At 41.8% G+C, this 14,558-nt stretch carries 11 protein-coding genes; 4 read left to right on the top strand and 7 right to left on the bottom strand.

All coding sequences use genetic code 11. From position 1 onward, the window contains the following. Nucleotides 1–226 precede the first annotated feature (226 nt). On the top strand, nucleotides 227–2,977 hold the full coding sequence (locus tag MSHOH_RS13855) for a fasciclin domain-containing protein (RefSeq protein WP_048140453.1): 2,751 nt from the start codon (nucleotides 227–229) through the stop codon (nucleotides 2,975–2,977). Nucleotides 2,978–3,290: 313 nt separating this feature from the next. Next, complete coding sequence (locus MSHOH_RS13850) at nucleotides 3,291–4,445, top strand: mechanosensitive ion channel family protein (RefSeq protein ID WP_048140452.1); 1,155 nt, start codon at nucleotides 3,291–3,293, stop codon at nucleotides 4,443–4,445. A gap of 220 nt (nucleotides 4,446–4,665) precedes the next feature. Here the strand turns inward: MSHOH_RS13850 and MSHOH_RS13845 are convergent, their stop codons facing one another. Genes MSHOH_RS13845 through iorA form a run of 3 tightly spaced genes read right to left on the bottom strand, consistent with a single transcriptional unit; the run spans nucleotide 4,666 to nucleotide 8,526 of the window. Next, nucleotides 4,666–5,973 carry a phenylacetate--CoA ligase family protein gene (locus MSHOH_RS13845; protein ID WP_048140451.1) on the bottom strand — a complete coding sequence of 436 codons (1,308 nt, stop codon included), beginning with the start codon at nucleotides 5,971–5,973 and terminating at the stop codon, nucleotides 4,666–4,668. Further along, nucleotides 5,966–6,643, bottom strand: coding sequence for an indolepyruvate oxidoreductase subunit beta (locus MSHOH_RS13840; protein WP_048140450.1), 678 nt, complete (start codon nucleotides 6,641–6,643; stop codon nucleotides 5,966–5,968). Before MSHOH_RS13840 ends, MSHOH_RS13845 begins: the two co-directional genes overlap by 8 nt. Next, nucleotides 6,640–8,526 (bottom strand): indolepyruvate ferredoxin oxidoreductase subunit alpha, encoded by a 1,887-nt coding sequence (gene iorA / locus MSHOH_RS13835; protein WP_048140449.1) that lies wholly within the window; start codon nucleotides 8,524–8,526, stop codon nucleotides 6,640–6,642. The genes MSHOH_RS13840 and iorA overlap by 4 nt, the downstream gene beginning before the upstream one ends. Before the next feature lie 499 nt (nucleotides 8,527–9,025). Here iorA and MSHOH_RS23870 point away from each other — a divergent pair, with 499 nt between their 5' ends. After that, the gene (locus tag MSHOH_RS23870) at nucleotides 9,026–9,172 is read left to right on the top strand and encodes a hypothetical protein (protein ID WP_158024165.1); all 147 of its coding nucleotides are present in this window, start codon (nucleotides 9,026–9,028) and stop codon (nucleotides 9,170–9,172) included. A gap of 169 nt (nucleotides 9,173–9,341) precedes the next feature. Here the strand turns inward: MSHOH_RS23870 and MSHOH_RS24710 are convergent, their stop codons facing one another. The 3 genes from MSHOH_RS24710 to MSHOH_RS13820 form a co-directional block, all read right to left on the bottom strand. Then, a complete protein-coding gene (locus tag MSHOH_RS24710) occupies nucleotides 9,342–9,506 on the bottom strand; it encodes a hypothetical protein (protein ID WP_204245326.1) in 165 nt (54 codons plus the stop codon). Between the two features lie 606 nt (nucleotides 9,507–10,112). Then, nucleotides 10,113–10,334 carry a hypothetical protein gene (locus MSHOH_RS13830; RefSeq protein ID WP_048140448.1) on the bottom strand — a complete coding sequence of 74 codons (222 nt, stop codon included), beginning with the start codon at nucleotides 10,332–10,334 and terminating at the stop codon, nucleotides 10,113–10,115. 366 nt (nucleotides 10,335–10,700) lie between these two features. Then, a complete protein-coding gene (locus MSHOH_RS13820) occupies nucleotides 10,701–12,020 on the bottom strand; it encodes a PKD domain-containing protein (protein WP_162197639.1) in 1,320 nt (439 codons plus the stop codon). A gap of 1,211 nt (nucleotides 12,021–13,231) precedes the next feature. Here MSHOH_RS13820 and MSHOH_RS24375 point away from each other — a divergent pair. Beyond that, on the top strand, nucleotides 13,232–13,417 hold the full coding sequence (locus MSHOH_RS24375; RefSeq protein WP_048140446.1) for a hypothetical protein: 186 nt from the start codon (nucleotides 13,232–13,234) through the stop codon (nucleotides 13,415–13,417). 286 nt (nucleotides 13,418–13,703) lie between these two features. On the opposite strand, the gene MSHOH_RS13810 is transcribed toward MSHOH_RS24375, so the two are convergent. Beyond that, nucleotides 13,704–14,555, bottom strand: coding sequence for a UbiA family prenyltransferase (locus tag MSHOH_RS13810; RefSeq protein WP_048140444.1), 852 nt, complete (start codon nucleotides 14,553–14,555; stop codon nucleotides 13,704–13,706). Between the last annotated feature and the right edge of the window lie 3 nt (nucleotides 14,556–14,558).

Genomic DNA, 14,558 nt, shown 5'->3' with positions numbered 1-14,558 from the left:
GTAAAAACACCATTATTCTCCATAAATTAATATTAATAAGAAGATACAAATACTCTTTGTATGATATATAAAATTGGAAATCATACATTTTCACACGAAACAAAAATTCAGCCAGACTAAAACGGGATCGGATCCAATAGACAAAAAGAGGATCTGCTGAAGGGGAATTCAAGGGGGAATACGGATTAGATCGGGTTTAACCAGTTTAGCCTATGCTTTAATTATTCTGTTGTTATTAAATGTAGCCGCCTGTACCGGTTCGGCACAGGAAGAAGGAACAACAACCATACTAGACCTTATAGGAGACAACGAAAATTTCGTAATTATTGCAGGTGCCTTCAATAATAGTAGTCTTATTAATGTTCTGACAGGGAATGAGACACATACGGTGTTTCTCCCAACAGACCAGGCTTTCGAGAATATGTCGGAAGGCACTTTAGAGGAGTTAACAGCAGACCCTGCCGCACTTGAGCAGGTGCTCCTTTACCACGTCACAAACGGTACCCTGATGTCAGAAGACCTGGCTAATGTGAGTAACATCACAACCCTTCAGGGAAGTCAACTGCCTGTCAATGCAACTGAAGAAGGAATATTTGTAGGAAATGCGAAAGTTATTCAGGCAAACGTTACAGCAGACAATGGGGTTGTACACGTTATTGATACTGTACTGATCCCGCCTGAAAGTCCTTTAGAGGGAAACGACATTATTGAAACGGCAACTCAGGAAGGCAACTTCACAACTCTTCTGCTGGCGTTCGGAGCTGCAAACCTTACCGACACCCTGAAAGGAGAAGGTCCGTTTACGCTTTTTGCTCCTACGGATGAAGCGTTCAGTGCTCTTCCCAACGGAACCATCGAAGCACTCCTGAATGATACGGATGCATTGAATAATGTCCTCCTCTATCATGTTGCAAACGAGAGTCTGATGGCAGAAAATCTCACCAATGTAAGCAATATCACGACTCTTCAGGGCAGTGAGCTACCGGTCAATGTGACTGAAGAAGGAGTATTCATAGGAAATGCACAGGTTACGGTGCAGGACATCAATGCCAGCAACGGAGTGATCCATGCAATAGATGCGGTCCTTATTCCGGAAGAAGCAGTGGAAGGTCCGATAGAATTATACAACGATACCGTGGACCTGACTGAAGGAAATTTCACCTTTACTCCGGAAAATAGTATGCAGACCTATACAGTAGATAATTTCACCGACATCGGAGCTCTCAATGTAACAGGACTTCAGTATAATGTGTCCGTGCAGGGTGTGAACCTGACTAATATGACCAATATGTCCGTACTTGAGGGTATAGAAGGCATAAGAAACAATAACGAAACCGGCATAATGTGGTTTGTTTATATAAATGGAACACGGGCTGAAGAAGACTTCGGGATGAACCCTGTAAGTAACGGAACTAACCTGAACTTCTGGTATACGACTGAGGAAAACGGAGAAGCCGCAATCGAGAATGCAACTTATGTGGCAAACGTTACGGTTGCTATAGAAGAAGAAATAGGACCTGAATCGGGACCTGAGCCTGAACAAAACCTGACAGAACTGTATAATGACTCGGTGAGTCTTATCCAGGGAAATACAATGTTTATGCCGGAAAACTCCACCCAGAGCTATAGAGTAAACAACTTCACCGACTTCGGAGTTCTCGCTGTAACAGGACTCGAATTTAATGCGTCCTTAATGCAAAACATGACCGGTAATATGACTCAAAGTATGGCTGGAAATATGACAGGAAACCAGACAGGCAATATGACTGGTAATATGACCAACATGTCATTCATACTCCAGAGCATTGAGGGAATCAAGAACAATAACACAACCGGAGAGAAGTGGTTTGTTTACATTAACGGAGAACCCGCTGAAGAAAACTTCGGAATTAACCCGGTAAGTTCAGGTGACAACCTTAGCTTCTGGTACACAACTGAAGAAGGCGGGGAAGCAGCAATAGAAAATGCTACATATGTAGCTAATGTTACGGTTGATGAACTAATAGCGAGAGCGAATATCATCCCGGCTGCACAGAACCAGACGAACTTAACCACATTTGTAAATGCAGTGCAGACCGCAAACCTGACACAGACCCTGAACGGGACAACGCCATATACCGTCTGTATTCCAAATAACGAAGCCTTCGATAAGCTGCCGGCAGAAACCCGTAGTCAGCTGATGAACAACACTACTCTGCTCAGGGAAGTTCTCTCCTATCATGTGTTAAGTGGAAGGTTTACTCGTGAGCAGCTTGCGAGCACGAGTAATGTTACTAACATTCAGGGCAATGTCCTCCAGGTAAATACAATAGGTAACAACATCAAAATACAGAACGTAAATATCACACAGATAATCATTGTAAACAATGGGGTTATCTGTATAATTGACGAAGTGCTCGTCCCGCCGGGCAGCGGAATTCCTGCCGGAAACCAGACGGATGGAAACCAGACCGGAGGCTGGTATTTCTTCTCAATTCCTTTCGAAGCCAACAATACAAGCGTTGATTATCTGCTTTCGGATGTGAACTATACCTTCCTGATTTACTACAATGCTTCAACCAGGCTCTTCGAGGATGTCTCAGATATTGAACCTCTGAAAGCATACTGGATCAATGTTCCCAATGGAACCGAATTCAATGCTTCGGAACAATTCTCTTCAGTTGAGAAGAAACAGATTATTGCTCCACCGAGTCTGCAGGTATATCCGGGCTGGAATGCTCTGGGTTCACCCGTAAACGAGACTGTACCTGCAGAAGCTGCATTTATAATCCTTAACAACTCGTCTCTTAACAGCTCATATGTAAAAATAGTGGGGCCATGGGTGCCTGGCAATAACACTACAGGCTATTACCAGTATGTCGGCTACAATAGTCTCAATGGGACAATAGGTGAGAATCAGCTAGGAGCAGATGAATTTGAAGTTGAACCTTATGAAGGTTACTGGGTCTTTATACGACAGGAAAATCTGTATGGATGAAGATTATTCCTTTGAAAGGTAATGTAAAGATAATATAAGAGATCAGTAAAAGATCAAAAAAGCATAACCAAAAAGAATAACCAAAAAATCAGAAAAAAACAATTCTTAAAAGTTAAAGGAAATTTCCATCCAGGGAAATTTCTTTTTATTTGAATTTACATTTTTGTTTAAGTATACTTTTTGCCTGAATTTATCTTTTATTATACTGTCTCTGCTGCTTTGAACTCTTTTGAGAAATTTTACTTACATTTTTACAGTTAATGAGTTTTTAAAATCAATATTTATATAAAGCTTCCTGCCAAAGGTTGAGGGCATGGAAACCCTGGAAACCCTGGATAATTTAAATACCACCCTTGATGCTATGGAAACCCCCGATACTCTTGTAGAAAACATATCATATTTTGACGCAATACTGGGGAAGGCATTCACCTGGTTCTCGGATAACCTCAGTACGCTGTTATTCATTGTTTTAGTGGGCATGGGAACTATCCTTGTAGCAAGAACTGTAAACAACATAATGGAAAGTTACTTTAAAAGAGCAAGCCGCAGGCTGCATATGGACACCACGACTTTCCGGATGTTCAGGCACATAACGGTTGCAGCAGTTTATTTTATAGGTCTGGTTGTTATAATATTCAGCATTCCCAGCCTGCGCAGTCTTTCCGTAGCCATGTTTACCGGTGCAGGGCTTGCCGGAATAGTTATCGGTTTTGCAGCCCAGAATACGCTGAGCAATATTATTGCAGGTATTGCCCTTGCTCTGTTTCAACCTTTCAGGGTTGGAGACAGACTGACTATTATGAACGAATACGGAAAAGTTACGGACCTCAATCTCAGGCATACAGTTATTATAACCTGGGATAACAGGCGCCTTATTGTTCCCAACTCAGTGATCAGCAATGAAGCAATAATTAACTGGACAATAGAAGACCCTGCAGTTATCTGGCCAATAGAGGTCGGAATTAGCTATGATTCCGATATCGGTAAGGCAAAGGAAATCATGATTGAAGAAGCCAGAAAACATCCAAAGGTTATGTCTCCCCAGACCCTGGAGTATAGTGTCGTAAAGCCCAGTATCCTGAGACCTGAAACCTTCGCAAATGGGTTCATGAACCCGTCCGTACTCCATACTGTAGACCCGGATTTCAGAGAGAGAGGAGGGATTAAAGTATACGTGACAGAGCTTGGGGATTTTGCTGTAAACCTGCGTATGATGATGTGGTTTAAGGACAGGAGTGACGCATACAGTTCAGGGTGTGAAATAAGGGAAGCAATTAAAAACCGCTTTGACAGGGAAGGTATTGAAATCCCGTACCCCTACAGGACTATCGTATACAAAACAGATCTTCAGAAGGAAAAAGCTCCTCAAAAACCCACCTCAGCGGAAGAAATTAAAGTGAGATATTCTCCTAGAGGCAGACTAACCGATATTGACGAGAGAACAGAAGATGATGAAACAAATCAATAAAACAGGGTAATAAAACAGGGTAATAAAACAGGGTAATAAAACAGGGTAATAAAACAGGGTAATAAAACAGGGTAATAAAACAGGGTAATAAAACAGGGTAATAAAACAGGGTAATAAAACAGGGTAATAAAACAGGTCGAGTAAAAAGATAGAGTAATAAATAAGCTGAATAAAAATTAAGGAATAGTTAATGAAAGGGAGCTTAGAATATGAAGAGTGTTTAAAGCTCCCTTTCGTCGATTACTCTTTTTGTCTTTTTCATGCTTCTTGGAAGTTCCCCTAGCTTCATACCCACAATATCAACGCTCACCCCTATAAAGTCCTTGAATGCTTTTCCCAGGGCTTTTTCAGCTTTTTCTTTCTTTGCAGGATCTTCTGCTCCTTCAATTTCAACTCTGAAGGTCATGCTGTCTCTGCCATCTTTGCGCGTAAGGAGGATCTGGTACTCGCTGCTTACTCCGGGAACTTTGTGGATAATATCCTCAATCTGACCTGGATAGATATTTACTGCCTTGAATTTTATACGGTCATCAGACCTGCCGAGGATTCTGTCAATTCTCGGGAAAGGGCAGCCGCATTTACAGAGTCCGGGAATTATGCGAGTGAGATCTCTTGTCCTGTAGCGGATCAGAGGAGCTCCTTCTTTTGTAAGGGTTGTAATAACAAGCTCTCCGAGGGTGCCTTCTGGAAGCTGCTCGCCGGTTATAGGGTCGATAATTTCAAAAAGCAGGTGGTCGGACCAGTAGTGCATCCCTTCATGGTACGAGCAGTCAAGGGCAATTCCTGGACCATAGATTTCCGTCAGCCCGTATATGTCAAAGGTCTCGATTCCGAGCTCGGTTTCGATCCTGCTGCGCATCTTTTCGCTCCAGCGTTCCGAGCCGATAACTCCTACCCTAAGATGGATCTGATCTTTTAGACCGCGCTTTTCAATCTCTTCGGCAAGCAAAAGCGCATATGAAGAGGTGCTTGCAAGGGCGGTGGATTTAAGGTCAACAAGCATCTCAAGCTGTTTCTCAGTATTTCCTGGACCAGTGGGTATTGCCATTGCTCCAAGGCGCTCGGCTCCAAGCTGAAACCCTATTCCTGCGGTCCAGAGTCCGTACCCCGGAGTTATCTGAATCCTGTCCTGGTTGGTGAGCCCTGCCAGCATGTAGCAGCGCATCATCTGTTCAGCCCAAACATCGACATCTTTACGGGTATAGGGGATAATGACAGGCTTACCGGTTGTTCCTGAGGAAGAGTGGATCCTGACAACTGCGGAATCAGACACTGCCTGTAGACCAAGGGGATAAGCGTCTCTCAGTTCCTCTTTGTGTGTGAAAGGCAGGAGTTTGAGGTCTTCAAGAGACTTTATTTTCTCGGTATCCACGTTTGTTTCCCTGAATTTCTTCTGGTAAAAAGGGCTACCTTCAACCACACGTTTAAGCAGGTTCTTCAATTTTACAAGGGTGTCTTCTTCCGAGAGTTTGGGATGGTAGAGCTGGACATCCGGGTCGAGCTCAGACTCCAGGGATGCTTCATACATTTGATTTCACCTTCTGTTCCCCATTCAGGGGCGCGGAGATTAACTTGATTTTTTCGATTGCACCTTCAAACACAGCCCTGTTTACAGCCCTGTGTTTTTCAGGAATTTCGGTTTCAAGTACCGCCATAATAGTTTCTCTTGAAAAAGGCAATATATCCATGCCCGCAGCCGCTCCCAGCATAGCAACATTGGCAGCCCTGTATGTCCCTACCTCTTCAGCAAGCCGGGTGAAATCCAGGCAGATCATGCCCGGAAAGTGTGCTTCCAGAAAAGACAGCAAAGCTTCAGGGTCATATTCAGGGCTTCCGGGGGGCTTGGATGCCGGAGGTATGGTATGAGAGTTTACTATTACTTTTCCGTTCTTTTTCAGGAATGGAAGATTCCTTACGGTTTCTGCGGGTTCAAGCCCTATAAGCAGGTCTGCCTTCCCTGCCGGGATTAAGGAGCCCGAAATCTCGTCTCCTATTCTTACATGACTGCTGACTGAGCCTTCCCTCTGGGACATGCCTATGGTTTCAGCCGTACTTACATGGAACCCGGTTTTAATTGCAGTAAGCGCAAGCATGCGGGAAGCAAGTACAACACCCTGCCCTCCAACACCTGCAATCAGAATATCGTACTTCTTTCCGTCAGGTTTTGTCCTTTCAACTCTCGTTCCTTCGCCCTTCATTTCTTCACCCCACTTTCCCTTATGGCTCCTGAAATACATACCTGTTCACAGAGCCCGCAGCCGCTGCAGCTATTCTGGATAATAGGCTTCTCTTCTCCTGAAGGGAGGAAAAGAGCAGGGCAGCCGAGCTGCTTTACGCATAATCCGCAGCCTGTACAGCTTTCAGTATCAATTATAAACCGTATACTGGGCTTTGTAATCCCAACACATTTTCCTTTAAACACGACTACTGAAGGGCCTTTAAATTCAATAGCTTCTTTTGCCGCTTCTACGCAGCCTTCAAGGCAATTTTCCAGGCTGTCTATATCTACGGACCTTACAAATTCTACTCCACAGCTTCTGACCACGTCGGCAATATCAATTGCTTTTGAGGGACTTCCAAGCGCAGTTACTCCTATTCCGGGATGGGGCTGGTGTCCTGTCATGGCAGTTGTGCGGTTGTCAAGAACTGCAAGGGTAACATTGGCTCCGTTGTAAACAGCATTTACCACTGCAGGAATGCCTGAATGGAAGAATGTTGAGTCCCCGATAAAAGCCACCTGCTTTGCCTCAGGGTTTGTGCGGGAAAGACCTCCTGCAATGCTCATCCCTGCTCCCATGCAGAGGCAGGTGTCAACCATATTGAGAGGATGTGCGTTTCCAAGGGTATAACAGCCGATATCTCCGGAAAAAATGGTCTCGACCTGAGAGTCTTTTTTGAGCCGTTTTGCAGTCTGCTTGAATGCATAAAAAACAGTCCTGTGCATGCAGCCGGCACAGAGAGTCGGAGCCCTGACAGGCAGGGGCGGAAGTTCTCCCCTCAAAACAGCAGGGACAGCATGAGAAAGGCTGGCAGTTTCCCCGAGTTCTGCAAATACCTTGTTTATACAATCAATAATAACATCAACGTTATATTCCCCGCTCACAGGGAAAAAGCCGTTCTTTTTTCCGTAAACGTCAACAGGCAAATGAGACCTTCCGATAAGCTGGAGAGCCTGTTCTTCAAGGTAAGGGTCAAGTTCTTCGACCACGATCAGTTTTTCGATTCCCTTTAAGAAGGAAAGAGCTGCCTTTTCAGGGAAAGGATATACTGTCCCGACTCGGAAAAGAGTGAAAAGTTCTTCAAAACTTTTTACAGCCTCCTTTACATAGAGGGCTGAAACCCCTGAGGCTATAATCCCTATTTTTCCGGTTCCCGAAACGGAATTGTACGGAGGCTCTGAAAAGCGGTTGGAAAGCTGCACCTGCACGTTTTCAAGCCAGGGGTGCCGCTCTGCAGTAAGCCTCGGAAAAATCGTCCAGCGCCTGTCCTTTGTGAAGCCCTCGCAGGAAGTTTCAACCGGAACAGGTTTTGGGGCTTTAGATTCTGAAACTGCAAGCTCGACGTCACCACAGCTGTGGGAAACCCGCGTGGTAGTCCTGAGGATAACAGGGATTTCGAATTCGTGAGAAAGCTCGAAAGCCAGCTTTGTAAGCTCGTAAGCTTCCTGAGGGGTTGCAGGGTCAAGGACAGGGATATTTGCAAAATGCCCGAAAGCCCTTGTATCCTGTTCGGTCTGGGAAGAATGAGGTCCGGGATCGTCTGCAACAAGCAGGACAAGAGCCCCTTTTACGCCGATATAGCTCAGGCTCATCAGGGGATCAGATGCAACATTTAATCCTACCTGCTTCATGGTCACAAGCGCCTTTGCCTCGGAGTAAGCTGCCCCTACAGCCGTTTCAAGTGCAACCTTTTCATTGCTCGACCACTCTGTATAGATCCCGCACCTGTTGGCATGCCGGGCAATCGTTTCCAGAGCTTCGGTCGAGGGGGTGCCGGGATACCCTGTTACTACCTGGACTCCGGCCTCTATAGCTCCAAGTGCAATGGCTTCATTACCCATTAATAGTTTTTTTTCAGTCAAATAAGCTCATCTCGGATCGTGGGTAATATTTAATGAAATGGATAATTTTGACAGGCCTCAAAGGAAATAAAATGAGGTTAAAAACAAACCTGAACTCTCAAATAATCTGATAAGTTGTTTTGAGAATTCGAAAAGATATTTTAAGGAGTTTTACCGCTGCTCTTGCTGCGGAAATATGATGTTCATCTATGTACAATGCTGTGGGAAGAAGTACGTAAAATTCGAATATAAAGCTTTTGTTTTATTAGATTCGGGATGGGTGCTGATTAAACACTTAAATAAATAATTCCGGTTTGTTCGATAAGCCTTGAGATACTAAACCCTTAACTCATACCTTTGATGAAAAATTAAACTATTTGCTTGGATAATGTCATTTACAACTGTAGAATAATTATATATATGTTCAAATACAGTTTATCTGGTAAGATTATAAATTTTGAGCAACATAAACCTTACAAAATGAAGCTGCTTAATAAACTATTTTAGGGAGGTCATAAACTTGTTATCAAAAAAACAGTTAGCGGTAGAAGAAGCAAAGGAAATAGAGGCAATTACAAACTCGCTGGTAAAAGAAATCAATGTACTGAAAAGGAAAGTAGAAGCTCTTAAGGAATCCTTAAAAGAAGACGAACGCTTAATAAGATAATTTATTAAGATGCTAGGAAAAATGGCAGGGATCATTAAAAAGTAATTATCCATTTAGGAAATCCAGAAGAGATAAAAAGTACAGGACGAAGGATAAAATTCATTATTTCTCCCCCCTATAAACCATGTACAAAACCAGACAAGGTGCCTATTGTACGCACTCATTCAAATTATTTTATCCCTTTTCTTCTAACTCCTTTTCGCGGGTTGTCAGTGCTGGTCATAATTTTGTGATTCTCATCAAACTGAACCCATTTATCGGTTTTTAGGTTATACGCCTGTGACCGTCCCTTGACGGCACCAGTCCGTCTACCTTCACCAGTATTCCTTGCCATACGAATTCCCCCTGTAGATTAAAGAAAACCGAGGATTAATCAAATCTCACGCAGTCTGACTCAATAGATCATAAATAGACTATTCAGGCAGTGAAGTAGAGGTTTCATCTTTACTCGTTTGATCCTGAGATTCCAGAAAGCACTTAATCGTGCAGTAAATAGCTTTTTCTTCCATGCTTTCCAGGACGACAAACTGATTACCGCACACTGGACAAATCTTTATAATGTGTTTCATTAGATATCACTGTTCCTCCTATTTTCATTTTTTATACGATTCATTAACAAAAAGCAAATCATTTTTTCAAAGGAAGAAAAATCAAACCCGAGCATAAATTTATTCAGATTCTGGATTAATTAGAAAACATAGTTACCAATAGTCCAATAGTTAGCCAAAACAGGCCTGTTCAATACTTAACATGACTATCTATTTGATCTGAGCAGATAAATAATTTTCGCAAGTTGTCTTTTTACCACGAAGAATAATTATAAAAAATGGAAAATCAAAATAGGGATCTGGACAGGAGTAAGTGTTGGGTATCGAGAGCTTTCAAAAAGTTAAAAATTATCCGTATTTTTCAGGATATAAAGCTCTCGGCCCCTTGCTTCTTATTTTTTTATCATTCCCTGGACCTTTTTAATGTTGTCTATGGATTTTTTCTTTAGCTCGATCTTTTTTTCCATTTTATTTATTTTCATTTCCATCCATTGTATTTTCATTTCCATTTTCATTAACGCAACTTCTCTTTTCTGCTCTTCGGTCAGAAGCTCCCATATCTCGGACATTGAGCCGTGATGCATTTGAGCTTTTCCTGCCATTTCTTCGCCCATGCTTAATTACCCCCTTTTCTTTAGAATTAATTCTACTGACGTCAGCTATCACTAATCGAAACCCGGAAACCAGTAAATAGTCCTCGAGTCTCATAAAGAGATTATTATTTCTGACATATAATAACTAAAGAAATATAATTAAGAAACCAATAATAACTGAAAATAGAGCTTGAAAAAGGAAGAATGGCAAAAGATGTACCGGTGATCCCATATTTTTTGTAACTTCCCCCGAAGCGTCTGGATATTTTAGATGAGTTAAAAAAGGTGAGTCAAAATAAGTTACAGTTTTCTCTACCACTCTCCATAAAAAGAAAAAAATGCCAGACATGAACTTAATTCTTTTCAAGTAATTCTCCTGTAGCAGTTTCAGGCTGACCTCTTAAAGAGATACAGTACCAGCATCTCAAAAATCAAAAAATTGAATCTGCAGGGGATTTTTTGGGAATTATTTCTCACATTTATATCTATTTTCTTCGTATCCGTCCCATACGCATTGCTCACATTAAGCGTTACTCTGTAATATCCTGCTGCAGAAAAAGTGTGCTCCAGATTCTTACGGGTCGAGTTGGTTCCATCTCCAAAGTTCCAATTCCATTCAGTTGCATTTTCTGATAGGTCTGTAAACTTTACCGTAAGGGGAGCATAACCCTCTGTAATATTGCTGGTAAAATTCACTACAGGTGTTTTGAGTTCTGACTCGTCCCCTGAGAAAGTACTCATATAGATATTGGAGGTTCCATTAAAGGTATCTTCCCACACTATCCTGTCCCCGTAGATCGCAGGGTATTCCTTACTTGATTCGCTGCTGGTAACCCGAATTTCCCTGTGAGTGGAAAGATTGTACATGTAAACATCAGTGTCTCCATTACGCCCATCAAGCCACACTATTCTGTTATCATAGATATCAGGGCTGCTTGCTGATCCACTGGTAGTTATTTGAGTTTCGCTGGAAGTGGATGTGTTATACATATAGATATTTGAATGTCCATCACGCCAGTCCTCATATACTATCCTGTCCCCGTAGATCTCAGGACTGCCTGCTGACCCACCGGTAGTTATCTGAGTTTTCTTATGAGTATCGAAACCATAAAAGTAGATGTCACGAGAAACCCCGTTGTCAGTTGAAACAAGTAATTCTTCCCACACTATATTGTTGCCATAGATTGCAGGACTAAATATCATTGATTCGCTGGTAACTATCTGACTGCCTTCTTGGGTGGAAAGATTGTACATATGAACATTGTTGTATTCGGTCCATACTATTCTGTCTTCGTAGATAGCAGGAGAGACAGAGTAAGATTCATTGGCGGTAATCCGAGTTTCCGTGGAAGTGGAAAGACTGCACATGTAGATATCGGATTTTTCAAGTCTAAAGTTTCCGTTTCGATCATCACTCCATACTATCCTGTCGCCATAGATATCCGGATTCGTTGCTGCAGATCCGGGTGTAGTAATCTGAATCTCTCTGGACGTTGAAAGATTATACACATATACATCGTACGTTCCATCAAACGTTCCATCACCATAGTTTCCATAGCGATAATCCTGCCATACTATCATGTCCTTGTAGATGACAGGTCTTTCTGCTGATCCGCTGGTTGTAATCTGGGTTTCATTGATTTTGAATGGAACCTTTTCTTCATTAGCTGCCGATGCCATAGGTAAAGTTAGAATTAAAAAGAGCATTAAAAACAAAATCAAAACTGTTGAAACTAAGGATACCGAGTATGACTTTCTCTTATTTTCATTCTCTTTCCTTTGTTCCATTTGAAATCGTTACCTTTTATTTCATTTGAAAACCATTAATAGTAAATTTTGTCCATAATTTTTAAATTTTTTCTTTTAGACTTAATATTTATAAAATATATTTTAATTTCAGGTCGTGTATCTAATGTTCAGATTTGAATAGAAGCAAAAATCCGTATAAATACCATGGGATTCCATAAAAAATAAAATATAGGCGGGTAGTACCGATGACATCAAAGTGAAACAGGGCTTTGAATTCTAAATGAATCTAAAATTTCAGGAAATCAGGTCTCAAAGTCAGTAATTTTCACTGTAGATATAATCCTGCCATACTGTTATGTTACCGCAAATAGCTGGGTCACTTCCACAGCCACATAAGTCTTACCATTGACCTCGCAGGTCCTACCACTGCCTACTTTTTTGTTAATCTGAAACTTTTCACCAGTTGATATGCCATAAACATAAAGACAGGAGCTTCCACTGCTGTTATCAAGCCACACTATTTGTTCTTATAGAGGCTGGGTGTCGTGCTGAAGAGGAGTTGAGCTCAGTGTCAGTTCCACTGGTTATTTCGTAAAGATGAATACTGCCATTTGACCACACTACTTTGTCACCATAAATGTCAGGCTCATATCCTTTCCTAAACCAGGTTTCCTGTCAGGTCGATGCAACTATAGAAATCATAATTAAAAACTGAAAAACTAAGGCTATAAAAAAGAATTTACCTCTCATTTGTTCCCCCCAAGCTAAACTTATAGCTGCCCGTTGCAAGCAACGGGTCATATATCGAACCCCCACTTTCATTATACTAATGAAACTGCTTAAAATCAACAAATGCTAGCTTAAAATCAACAAATGCTATAATGTATCCCTGATCAGAAGCAGTTATTTTCTTGTCTTGATTTCGTTAATAATACAAACGCAGCTAAAAAATATAAATAAATCAGTATAAAAACGGTTTTTGGGAAAAGTTTCTATCTCAGAGCAGGTAATTGAACAATAGAACGAAATAATCTTCTTAATCAGAGAGTTTCTCCGAAATTCTCAAATTTACTCTCGTCGTATCCCACTTTTTAATCTTCTTACAGGTTTTTTCTGAAATTTTTGAATATTTGAATTGCTGAAATCCTCTTTTGGCATTATGATTTTTAATGATTTTGTACCATAAAAATAGCATCTATCAGGAAAATCTGGCAAGAAACCCCAAAATGAAAAAGGGAACTATCCTCATATCGGATGTCTTTGATGAGGAGGTTATTGATGGGAAGAAGATCAGGTATGTGCCTTTGTGGTACTGGCTGCTTGAGGGGGATGTTGGGAAGAAGAGCAGTTATTAAAGAGGTTCATTCTCAGAATAATCAATTAGAAAAGATACATCTATAGTGTTAAGTATTTTGATAAACGGTTCCAATCCTTATTTTAGTGGATTTTGCTCGCAAATCGGCTGGGCAGGCGGAGCTGCCGTCCAACTGCTGGCGTTGCCTGCAAGGGCGGATCTGATAAGAAAAATCACCAGACTTCGAATCCACCTTTGGGTAGAATCCCGAAAAGGGTGGGCGAATTCCCGCACCTGTCCGCTGCACGCAGTATTGGGAGGCTTAGAATCGAATTGCCATCAGATTTTCACATAACCATTCGAATAATTATGATAATTAAGAATGCCACCAATCCACTCAAGTATATCCAGCGAATATAAATTCGCCGATTTACTATTCTCGAGTCTAACAATTTACTGGTTGAGTACAGAATAATCACATCCATCAGTAAAATGGGAAAAAGATAAATCCACTCTAACCAGCCCAGGAGAAACGGCAAGATACTTGCAAAAACTACCAGTGAGAAAATCACTGCGCTGATTTTCAGTGCGTTTTCACGTCCAAGTATCAGGGCCAAGGAACGGGACCCTGCCTTCCGGTCCCCTTCAATATCCATAGCATCTGCAGCAATTTCTTCCCCCAGGTCTACTAGCATTACTATGATCGCGAAAAACCAGACTATAGTTTCAAATGGTTTACCTGCTACTATGCCGCCAAAAACAAAAGTCATACCAACCGAAAAACTAACCATCAGATTTCCAATGAAACCAGCCTTTTTGAACCTCCAATTGTAAAGAAAACCCACTGTCCAGACTAAAATAACTACTAACAAAGCCTCCATGCTAATCAGGTAGCCTGTGATAAATCCAAGCATTGTCACTGCAATGGAGAGTAACACAACATCTCGCTCAGTAACAAGACCTGCCGGGAGCGGCCTTTCCGGTGCGTTTATTTTGTCACTTTCGATATCAAAATAGTCATTCAGGATCAGAGCTGCAGCCGAAATGAAAAAAAAGCTCAGAAATCCCAGTAAAATTTCTGCTGGGGCGGGAATTCCACCCAATGCTAGTAATTCCCCCAATATCACGCACACTCCCGCAGCAAATGGCAGTTCAGAACGGAATAAGCGAAACAGGCCTATCAATCTTGTTTTTAACATAAT

The organism is Methanosarcina horonobensis HB-1 = JCM 15518 (assembly GCF_000970285.1).
GTDB classification, from domain to species: Archaea; Halobacteriota; Methanosarcinia; order Methanosarcinales; family Methanosarcinaceae; genus Methanosarcina; species Methanosarcina horonobensis.
This window is presented reverse-complemented; position numbering and strand designations above follow the sequence as displayed.

Excerpts from the sequence above, each read along its gene's own strand:
- MSHOH_RS24710 (WP_204245326.1), bottom strand. The coding sequence starts at position 9,506 with ATGGCAAGGAATACTGGTGAAGGTAGACGGACTGGTGCCGTCAAGGGA.
- MSHOH_RS13830 (WP_048140448.1), bottom strand. The coding sequence starts at position 10,334 with ATGGGCGAAGAAATGGCAGGAAAAGCTCAAATGCATCACGGCTCAATG.
- MSHOH_RS13850 (WP_048140452.1), top strand. The coding sequence starts at position 3,291 with ATGGAAACCCTGGAAACCCTGGATAATTTAAATACCACCCTTGATGCT.
- MSHOH_RS13820 (WP_162197639.1), bottom strand. The coding sequence starts at position 12,020 with ATGCTCTTTTTAATTCTAACTTTACCTATGGCATCGGCAGCTAATGAA.
- MSHOH_RS24375 (WP_048140446.1), top strand. The coding sequence starts at position 13,232 with ATGATTTTGTACCATAAAAATAGCATCTATCAGGAAAATCTGGCAAGA.
- MSHOH_RS13810 (WP_048140444.1), bottom strand. The coding sequence starts at position 14,555 with ATGTTAAAAACAAGATTGATAGGCCTGTTTCGCTTATTCCGTTCTGAA.
- MSHOH_RS13845 (WP_048140451.1), bottom strand. The coding sequence starts at position 5,973 with ATGTATGAAGCATCCCTGGAGTCTGAGCTCGACCCGGATGTCCAGCTC.
- MSHOH_RS13840 (WP_048140450.1), bottom strand. The coding sequence starts at position 6,643 with ATGAAGGGCGAAGGAACGAGAGTTGAAAGGACAAAACCTGACGGAAAG.